This is a genomic window from Nitrospira sp. BLG_2, from assembly GCF_049222245.1.
The window spans coordinates 1-9232 of the sequence record NZ_JBLYIG010000200.1 but is presented as its reverse complement, the minus strand read 5'-3'; the positions used below and the strand labels follow the sequence as shown (position 1 = coordinate 9232).

The 9232-nt window shown below is 51.8% G+C and carries 14 protein-coding genes; all 14 read right to left on the bottom strand.

Annotated features, from left to right (window positions below):
• Positions 1 to 1178: RNA polymerase factor sigma-54 (gene rpoN, locus ACOSYY_RS05535; protein ID WP_421661267.1), on the bottom strand; the 1178-nt coding region annotated here is incomplete at its 3' end.
• 18 nt (positions 1179 to 1196) lie between these two features.
• Positions 1197 to 1979, bottom strand: coding sequence for an LPS export ABC transporter ATP-binding protein (gene lptB, locus ACOSYY_RS05530; RefSeq protein ID WP_421661266.1), 783 nt, complete (start codon positions 1977 to 1979; stop codon positions 1197 to 1199).
• Positions 1976 to 2509 carry an LptA/OstA family protein gene (locus ACOSYY_RS05525; RefSeq protein ID WP_421661265.1) on the bottom strand — a complete coding sequence of 178 codons (534 nt, stop codon included), beginning with the start codon at positions 2507 to 2509 and terminating at the stop codon, positions 1976 to 1978. Before ACOSYY_RS05525 ends, lptB begins: the two co-directional genes overlap by 4 nt.
• Positions 2510 to 2555: 46 nt before the next feature.
• Entirely contained in the window at positions 2556 to 3128 is a 573-nt protein-coding gene (lptC, locus tag ACOSYY_RS05520) for an LPS export ABC transporter periplasmic protein LptC (RefSeq protein ID WP_421661264.1), read from the bottom strand.
• A gap of 161 nt (positions 3129 to 3289) precedes the next feature.
• On the bottom strand, positions 3290 to 3721 hold the full coding sequence (rplQ, locus tag ACOSYY_RS05515; RefSeq protein WP_421661263.1) for a 50S ribosomal protein L17: 432 nt from the start codon (positions 3719 to 3721) through the stop codon (positions 3290 to 3292).
• Between the two features lie 24 nt (positions 3722 to 3745).
• A complete protein-coding gene (locus ACOSYY_RS05510) occupies positions 3746 to 4747 on the bottom strand; it encodes a DNA-directed RNA polymerase subunit alpha (protein WP_421661262.1) in 1002 nt (333 codons plus the stop codon).
• Positions 4748 to 4828: 81 nt separating this feature from the next.
• Entirely contained in the window at positions 4829 to 5455 is a 627-nt protein-coding gene (gene rpsD, locus ACOSYY_RS05505; protein WP_421661261.1) for a 30S ribosomal protein S4, read from the bottom strand.
• 87 nt (positions 5456 to 5542) lie between these two features.
• The gene (rpsK, locus tag ACOSYY_RS05500; RefSeq protein ID WP_086425746.1) at positions 5543 to 5926 is read right to left on the bottom strand and encodes a 30S ribosomal protein S11; all 384 of its coding nucleotides are present in this window, start codon (positions 5924 to 5926) and stop codon (positions 5543 to 5545) included.
• A 35-nt stretch (positions 5927 to 5961) separates the two neighbouring features.
• On the bottom strand, positions 5962 to 6351 hold the full coding sequence (rpsM, locus tag ACOSYY_RS05495) for a 30S ribosomal protein S13 (protein ID WP_421661260.1): 390 nt from the start codon (positions 6349 to 6351) through the stop codon (positions 5962 to 5964).
• A gap of 109 nt (positions 6352 to 6460) precedes the next feature.
• Entirely contained in the window at positions 6461 to 6574 is a 114-nt protein-coding gene (gene rpmJ, locus ACOSYY_RS05490; RefSeq protein ID WP_086418833.1) for a 50S ribosomal protein L36, read from the bottom strand.
• A 17-nt stretch (positions 6575 to 6591) separates the two neighbouring features.
• Positions 6592 to 6810 (bottom strand): translation initiation factor IF-1, encoded by a 219-nt coding sequence (gene infA / locus ACOSYY_RS05485; protein WP_421661259.1) that lies wholly within the window; start codon positions 6808 to 6810, stop codon positions 6592 to 6594.
• A gap of 28 nt (positions 6811 to 6838) precedes the next feature.
• A complete protein-coding gene (gene map, locus ACOSYY_RS05480; RefSeq protein WP_421661257.1) occupies positions 6839 to 7597 on the bottom strand; it encodes a type I methionyl aminopeptidase in 759 nt (252 codons plus the stop codon).
• Positions 7594 to 8250: an adenylate kinase gene (locus ACOSYY_RS05475; RefSeq protein ID WP_421661256.1), complete on the bottom strand. Its 657-nt coding sequence runs from the start codon at positions 8248 to 8250 to the stop codon at positions 7594 to 7596. The genes map and ACOSYY_RS05475 overlap by 4 nt, the downstream gene beginning before the upstream one ends.
• A gap of 3 nt (positions 8251 to 8253) precedes the next feature.
• Positions 8254 to 9232: preprotein translocase subunit SecY (gene secY, locus ACOSYY_RS05470; RefSeq protein ID WP_421661255.1), on the bottom strand; the 979-nt coding region annotated here is incomplete at its 5' end.

Genomic DNA, 9232 nt, shown 5'->3' with positions numbered 1-9232 from the left:
ACCTGCTTGAGCACCAAGGGCTTAAGATATTGGACGCCATGGTCAAAAAATTGCTCTTGAAACTTGACGATACTTGAAACCACTTTCACGATCGTCCGATTCCGCTGCTCGATGCTTCGAATAACCCACTGAGCGGCCCTCATTTTTTCATCCATGTACGCTTTGGTTTCCGGAGTTCCGCCTTGTCCTGAAGAAATAAGCTGTTTGTAATATGGGCTGATCCGCATGCGAGGGAGCCCATCGTCATTCAATAGTACAACCCACTCCCCCTCATTCTTGACCACAAACACATCAGGCACGATAACGTAGTTTTGGGTATTTGCGAACGGCCTCCCTGGTTTGGGTTCAAGTTCCCCGATGATCTTGGTGGCTTGGAAGACTTCCTCGACCGTGACGCTCAAAGCCTTCGCAATCTTGGCATACTGTTTTTTTTCTAAGTCCTTCAAATGATGCAAAACAATGCTTTCAATAACCGATCCTTTCAACGCTCCAGGTGGTGACCCAAGTGACCCAAATGGATTCCGGCCTAAATGCCCGAGTTGCAGCAGAAGGCATTCGGAAAGATCTCTTGCGCCAACTCCGGTTGGATCGAAGGTCTGAATGTCTTTGAGCACAGATTCGACTTCGGATTCGGTAAAACCAGTCCCGGCTACGACCTCAGCCAATGGAATGCGAAGATAACCATCATCATCTAGATTGCCGATGATCAATCGACCAAGTTCTTTTTCCCGACCACCGAGCCCGGACAACGACAACTGCCAGAGGAGATGTTCCTCGAGAGACGTCGCCTTTGCCACCGTTTGCTCGTACGAAGGAAATTCATCTTGTGCCGTGGAGTATGCAGACTCACCACGCCCTCGATCTCTGCCGAAGTATTCTTCCCATCCAGAAGCGGAAAACTCCTCCGGCGACCCTTGTTCTTCGCGTGTCTCAACTGCCGTGTCCGACCGATCTTGTCCTTCCAGTGGGGAAGGGGCTTCAACCTTCTCCTCATTAACCAAGGACTCGTTTTCGTCGACATCGGATTGAATTTCGTCCAGCAACGGATTTTCCAAGAGATGCTGAGTGAGACTCTGCTGCAGTTCAAGCCGAGATAGCTGCAGCAGCTTAATCGCTTGCTGCAGTTGAGGTGTCATGATGAGCTTTTGCGAGAGTTGTGGAACCAGACGGAGTTTCATCGTTGCCTCTGCCACTCCCTACAGCTTGAACTGCTCCCCAAGATAAACGGCCCGGGCTGTTGCACTCTGCACAATAGCTTCGGGAGGCCCCGCCTCCAAGATCAATCCTTCATTGATGATGTAAGCACGGTCAACGATTGAAAGCGTTTCCTGTACATTGTGATCGGTAATCAATATGCCAATCCCTTTCTCCTTCAACCGCGTGATAATCTGCTGAATATCCGCGACGGCTATCGGGTCGATTCCCGCAAACGGTTCATCCAACAACATGAACGACGGTGTGGCCGCCAATGCACGCGTGATTTCCAAACGGCGGCGCTCTCCTCCTGAAAGGGCATACGCCATACTCTTTCGTATATGAATGAGGTCTAATTCGTTAAGCAAAGCATCCACCCGTTGGCTTCGCTCTTTACGAGCATACCCCAGCATTTCCAGGATCGCCAAGACATTATGTTCTACCGAAAGCCGTCGAAAAACCGACGATTCCTGAGGCAGGTAACCTACTCCTCTACGAGCCCGTTTGTACATCGGCAAGTTGGTCACGGATTCCCCGAGGAAGGTGATTTCCCCTTCATCGGGCTGGCACAAGCCAACCATCATATCGAAAATTGTGGTCTTCCCAGCTCCATTAGGACCAAGGAGCCCGACGACCTCGCCGGCACACACCTCGACGGCAACACCCTTCACGACTTTGCGCCCACGAAAACTTTTTACCAATCCAGTGGCACGCAGACAACCCGCTTGCCGTGCCCCAAGAGGATCGACGAGCGGGGCCGACTCAGCATGAGCAGTCCTGGTCATGGATGGCTCTGCCCCTCACCTTCGATACGAACATGTGAACCTCCTTCCACCACGCTCCGCTCTTCTGCCAAAAAAATCGTAATCTGTTTACCGCTGACGCGCGTGCCTTTTTCCCACGCTACAGGGTCACCAGTCAGCACAATCTTCTCTCTGTCAACAAAATACACGGCTTTTTGGCAAGTCGCGTTGCCGTTCTCGTACTTAATCTTGACGCGATGAGCAGCGCCAGTCGCTTCGACGCGGTTCACAGAGCGATTCGACATCGTCGACCCCGTGCTGGGCCCTGTAGGAGACGAAGAGTTCCGAACGGATTCATGGCGATCCATTCCCTCTCCGGATGGCACCAGGGAGTCGTGGTTTCGGGGCTTGAACAACACAACCATCTTATCCGAGTGGACGATGAGGGGGCCTCTGGTCAACACAACTGTTTCCTCAAAAATCGCCTGGCCGTCTTGATTTCGTACCGTCATTTTTTGTGATGTGATGGTGGTTGGGACACCGGGCGCCTCCACATTCCTCTTCAGATCCATAGATCCCGTTGAGGGGGCCGCCGACGTGGATCCGACAAGGAAGAAGCTAAGAAGAAGGGAGCAGATCCACATGCACATCCTGTAGAACCTCAAATTCTTCGGATTCCATTCGCCCAAGCAATCCTTGTCCCTTCACCTCCAGCCCATGTCCCACGATCCGCACGGAATCTTCCGTTCGAATTTCTCGTACCTGATCCGTCCATACTAAGTGGTTGGTATAAATCGTATAGCCGCTCTTAGTCTCCACAACAATAGGCGTTTGGCGATTTACCAGGGTAAAGTTCTTGGTGGTCGTATCCAGCGTCCCCTCTTCCCCATACACCATCACCTCATCTCCTCCTATGCCATAAAAAGTAAAGGCAACGTCACGCAGCACAGCGCGCTTATCATGCTCAAATAAGCGTGCCTGTTTGGCCTGCACCTGCCACTGGACTACATCCCCTTTCGATTGCGTAAAAATAAACTCAATGATCGTGGCATCTGCTTGTTCAATCGATTCTGAAGCGATAGGTCGGCTGCTCGGCACTGAATCTGCGTTTCTTAAGAGAAGATAGCCGAGAAACGCGGCTAACAGCACGCTCAAAGCCAGAAGGACCCTCCTCGCTACAAGCTCCCACATGCTTTAGGAATTCCTCTGTGGTAGATAAATAGGATACCTGGCACGATCGTAGCATGCACGGCCTGCCAAGTAAACGTCCTCCAGTGAACTGAAAGTAAAAGACTCCCATGTGTTGGCACATGGGAGTCTTTAGCATGGCAACTGAATATCGTGACTAAAAACTATGCCGATGTTCCGGCCTCGGCAGGTGCAGGCTGAGCTGTACGCGTATCGGACTTTTTCTTTGTGGCTTGTTCCTGACGAGAAACTAACTCGATAGCGACCATTTCAGCCGCATCGCCAATGCGGCGACGAGTTTTGATAATTCTGGTGTAGCCCCCGGATCGATCTTTGAATCGTGTCGCCACATCGCCAAACAGTTTAGACACAACGGCCTTGCTGCGAATAAACCCTAGGGCTCGGCGGCGTGCAGACAGCGTACCTTCCTTGCCAAGGGTAATCATACGATCAGTAAATCCTCGTATCTCCTTAGCCTTAGCTCCTGTAGTCTCGATACGCTCTCGATCTAACAATGAGGTGACCAAGTTCCGAAACAACGCCTCCCGATGTTTCGTCTGCCGTCCAAGTTGTCGCCCCTTTTTTCTATGTCGCACCGTAGTCCTCTTGATTGGAAAACATCATTCAGGTTTTGGGCTTCCATTGTGCGGAGACGCAGCCTCTATCTTTGTTCCTAATGAAAGCCCCATTTCAGAAAGAATTTCTTTAATCTCGTTGAGGGACTTTTTCCCAAAATTTTTTGTCCTGAGCATCTCACCTTCCGACTTTTGTACAAGGTCGGCGATCGTTTTGATATTCGCATTCTTCAGGCAATTGGCCGCGCGAACAGACAATTCCAACTCATTCACGCTACGAGAGAGATTCTTGTTCACTTCCCGCTGGGACTCCTCATAGCCGGCCTCGCTCTTTCCCTCACTGCGCTCTTCCGGATTGATGAAAATATCCAGATGTTCACGCAAAATCCCGGCCCCCGTAGACAGGGCGTCACGAGGGCTGATGGTGCCGTCGGTCCAGATCTCCATCGTCAGTTTGTCATAATCAGTCATACGGCCAACCCGCGCATTTTCGACATGGAAATTAACTCTCCTGATCGGAGAGAAAATGGAATCGATGGCAATCACCCCGATCGGCAATCCCTCTTCTTTATTACGCTCGGCCGGCACATAGCCACGACCATGCTTCACCGTCATCTCAATATCCAGAGTCGCATCCTTGTCGAGCGTGGCAATATGAAAATCAGGCGTGAGAATCGTCAAGTCGCCATCGTGAAAAATGTCTGATCCCTTTGCTTCTCCAGGCCCCTTCTTTTTCAACCGTACTGTCTTCGGCTTGTCCGTGTGGAGTGCCATCCGCAAGCCTTTGATATTCAAAATGATGGCCGTGACATCTTCTGTCACACCAGAGATCGTGGAAAACTCGTGCACGACCCCTTCAATCTTCACAGTGGTAACCGCGGCCCCCGTAAGCGACGACAACAAAATGCGACGGAGGGCATTACCAATCGTGGTGCCAAACCCTCGTTCAAACGCCTCCGTGGTGAACCGCCCAAATGTGGGAGATTCTGCATCCTTGTCGACTTCCACCCGCATCGGGATCTGAAAGTCTTTCATCGCTTTGATCATGACCCATCCTCCATACCATCGAATAACCAAGACATTGGCAGGTTTCGCCAATGTCGAAAGAGCTCATCTCAGACCGACAAACTATCGCGAATACAATTCCACCACCATCTGCTCGTTGACCGGCAATGTGATCTGCTCCTTTGCAGGCAATGCGCGCACCGTTCCCTTGAAAGCTCCCTTGTCAAGCTCAAGCCAGTCAGGAATGCCGCGACTATCAACCGATTCCAATGCCGCCTGGATGGCAACTAAATCACGACTTCGTTCACGAATCTCGATCACATCTCCTGGTTTCACCAACGCACCACCCACCGTGATTTTCTTACCATTTATCGTGAGATGACCGTGACTCACCATCTGACGAGCTTGCTTGCGGGAAGCGCCGAATCCCAAGCGATACGCGACATTGTCTAAGCGACACTCAAGCAAACGCAACAGGGCATCGCCTGTAACGCCGGTCTGACGTTCTGCACGTTCGAAGACGCCGCGAAATTGGCGTTCCTGAAGTCCGTAGATTCGACGCAGCTTCTGCTTTTCACGCAGCTGTAAACTATAGTCGGACGTTCGCTGCCGACCCTGCCCATGTTGACCAGGCGGATAACTCCTGCGTTCGACCGCGCACTTTTCCGTCATACAGCGCGTGCCCTTGAGGAACAGTTTCTCACCTTCCCTCCGGCACAACCGACAGACTGGGCCACGATACTTTGCCACTGCTTCCTCCTAGCAAGATAACTTACGGATTATCTAAAACCCATCCCGGGGTCTCGCTTAGCCACGCATAACCCTACGCACATGGCGTCACACTCGTCGTCGTTTGGGCGGTCGACATCCATTATGCGGAATCGGCGTGACATCGCGAATCAAATTAATTCGCAAACCTGCTCCCTGAAGTGAACGGATCGCTGACTCTCGACCTGAACCTGGTCCATTCACATACACATCGACTTGCCGCATCCCGCTTTCCATAGCTTTTCTCGCTGCGGCCTCACCCGCGCGCTGCGCGGCAAAAGGGGTGCTCTTTCTTGAGCCTTTGAACCCTTGATTGCCTGCGCTTGCCCATACCACTGTGTTTCCGCTCATATCAGTGATGGTCACAATCGTGTTGTTGAATGACGCCTGAACATGCGCCACCCCACTCTGAACAATCCGACGTTCTTTCTTTTTCCCTTTTTTGACGCTCATGCGAACTCCTCCGGCTGTTTCAGTACACTAGGTGCTTAAGCCCCTTTGGTTACCGTGGGTCGCGGCTTGCTACTGACGCCTGTACGCCGTCCTTTACGCGTTCGAGCATTGGTCTTGGTTCGCTGCCCGCGGACGGGCAGACCTTTGCGATGACGCAACCCTCGATAGGTCCCCGTATCAATCAACCGCTTGATGTTCAGCGACACTTCTTTGCGTAGATCTCCCTCGACTCGGTAGTCACGCTCGATGATTTCACGCAATTTGACGATCTTATCTTCGCTCAGATCCTTGACACGGACCGCCCCATCGAGCCCCGCTTCATTGAGAATCCTTTGAGCCGACATTCGTCCGATTCCATAGATGTAGCTCAATCCAATATCCGTTCGTTTATTCCGTGGCAAATCGATGCCGGCAATACGTGCCATTCCCCCTCCAGTTCTGAGTGCTGAGTTCTATGTAATGAGATGTTTTCTCATTGGATCCATCTGTAATGTCGGGCTCAGAACCCAGCACTCATCGCTCGACACTTCCCTGTTATCCTTGTCGCTGCTTATGGCGTGGGTTTTTGCATAAAATCCTTACGACCCCCCGACGACGCACAACTTTGCATTTGGCACATATGGGCTTCACTGATGATTTGACCTTCATAACAATTCGCTGCTCCGTTACTTGAAGCGATAGGTAATTCGACCCCTGGTCAAATCGTATGGTGACATTTCCACCGTGACCTTATCGCCGGGAAGGATACGGATAAAATGCATCCGCATTTTCCCCGAGATGTGAGCCAGTATGACATGGCCATTGTCCAGCTTGACCCGGAACATGGCGTTAGGAAGCGTCTCCGCTACCGAGCCCTGGATTTCAATAATGTCTTCTTTTGCCACGCCTTCTTATCTCTCTTGAGAAATAAATCTAGGCCTTCTCCAATTGACTTAAAATGCGAGGCGCTCCGCTCGGTTGGATGGCGATCGTATGCTCGAAGTGAGCAGATAGGCTCCCATCGACCGTGACCGCTGTCCACCGATCCTCAAGGACACGAACGGCACTCCGACCCATGTTCACCATCGGTTCAATGGCCAGGACCATACCCGGTTGCAATCGAGGCCCTTGACCGGGTTTCCCATAGTTAGGGACTTGAGGCTCTTCATGCAGTTGCCGACCAATCCCATGCCCCACAAATTCGGTAACAACGGAGAACCCGGCAGATTCAACATGTTGCTGCACAGCATTCGAGATGTCGGTCAAACGGTTGCCGACCACAGCCTGCCTGATCCCAAGATACAGCGCTTCTTCCGTCACCTGAACCAATTTTGCCGTCCCCTCCTGGATCCGACCAACCGCCACTGTTACCGCTGAATCCCCATAAAACCCACCCACAATAGCACCGAGATCAAGGCCGATGATATCCCCCTCCTTCACCTTTCGCTTCGAAGGGATACCGTGAACAACCTGCTCATTCACGGACGCACAGAGTGTCTTAGGATAGTTCCGATAACCTTTGAACGCCGGAACCGCTCCTCTGGACCGTATCGCCTCTTCAGCAATACGGTCTAGCTCTTCCGTGCTGATACCAGGACAGACCGCTTCCTTCACAATCTCAAGCGCTTCAGCGACCACTCTTGACGCCTCTGCCATCACTACAATCTCGGCGGGCGTTTTCAGAATGATCATGCCGTCTGAGGTATCGCGAGCGCTTTCACGAGGTTCTGGTATACCGTTTCAACCGTCTCGGCACCGTTAAGGTGCGACAATAAATGCTTTTTTTCATAAAAGTTGATCAACGGCGCCGTCTGCTCTTCATACACACGGAGACGGGTCTCTATGGCTTCCGGCTGATCGTCGCTTCGCTGAACCAAGGTTTCTCCGCAGCGCTCACAGACACTACTGGTCTTGGATGGAGCGAACTCCACATGATAAGTTGCCTGGCACTTTGGACAGCTCCGGCGCCCGCTCAACCGCTTCACGATTTCCTCTCGAGAAACTCTGAAATTAATCACTCGATCCAGATGAAGGTCTCGCGCGACGAGCACCTTCGCAAGCGATTCCGCCTGAGGAACCGTCCTCGGAAACCCATCGAGAATAAATCCATTAGCATGTGACGGATCATTCAGCTTCTCCCGTACCAGTCCTATGACGACTGAATCCGGGACCAGCTTTCCCTGATCCATATGCTCGTGAGCTTCAAGACCCAAGGTTGTCTTATTTCGAACCGCCTCCCGAAGCAAATCACCGGTCGAAATCTTACGAATGCGATACTGAGCGGCGACTTTGTCAGCCTGCGTGCCTTTCCCAACGCCTGGAGCACCGAGAAACACAAGCCGCATGATCTAACCACTTCTCCCGCGCAATGGAGCCATGCCCTTGCCTAAGAATCCCTCGTAATTCCGCATCAGCATATGGGATTCAATTTGCTGGGCAGTATCCAAACCCACACCAATAACAATCAACAGGGAGGTGCCTCCAAAATAAAATGGCACATTCAGCTTATAAATCAAAAACTCAGGAATCACACAGACAATGGCCAGATAGATGGCGCCCGCGAATGTAATCTTCGTGAGGACATTGTAGATATAGTCAGAGGTTCGTTGACCAGGCCTGATACCAGGAATAAAACCTCCGTACTTTTTCATGTTATCGGCCATATCGACGGGATTAAGGACCACCGCGGTGTAGAAAAAACAGAAAAAGATGATGAGCCCCACATACATCAATGTGTAGAGCAGCGATCCCGGAGCCAGCTGCGCTCCGATTGATTTCACCCATGGCGTCTCGAAAAACCCTGCAATGGTCGCAGGGAACGCGATGATCGATGAGGCAAATATGGGAGGAATCACCCCGGCCGTATTGATCTTCAACGGAATGTGTGTGCTCTGCCCTCCATAGACTCGTCTCCCAATCACCCGTTTCGCGTACTGCACAGGAATTTTTCGTCGTCCGCTTTCCAAAAAAACAATCGCGGCCACAACGCCTACCATCAATAGAGCCAGTGCAATCAATAAGAACGCGTTGAGCTGGCCGATTTCATACAGATTGTAGGTCTGCGCCACGGCCGCAGGCAGCCTGGCGACAATACCGGCAAAAATGATCAAAGAGATTCCGTTGCCGATTCCTCGCTCAGTGATCTGTTCACCGAGCCACATCAAGAAACCCGTGCCAGCCGTCAGGGTGATGACCGTCATGAGACGGAATCCCCATCCCGCATTGAGCACAAACGCTCCCTGATTCATTTGTTCCAGTCCAACCGCAATACCAAACCCCTGAATCAGGGCAATGCCGATCGTCCCGAACCGGGTATATTGAATGATC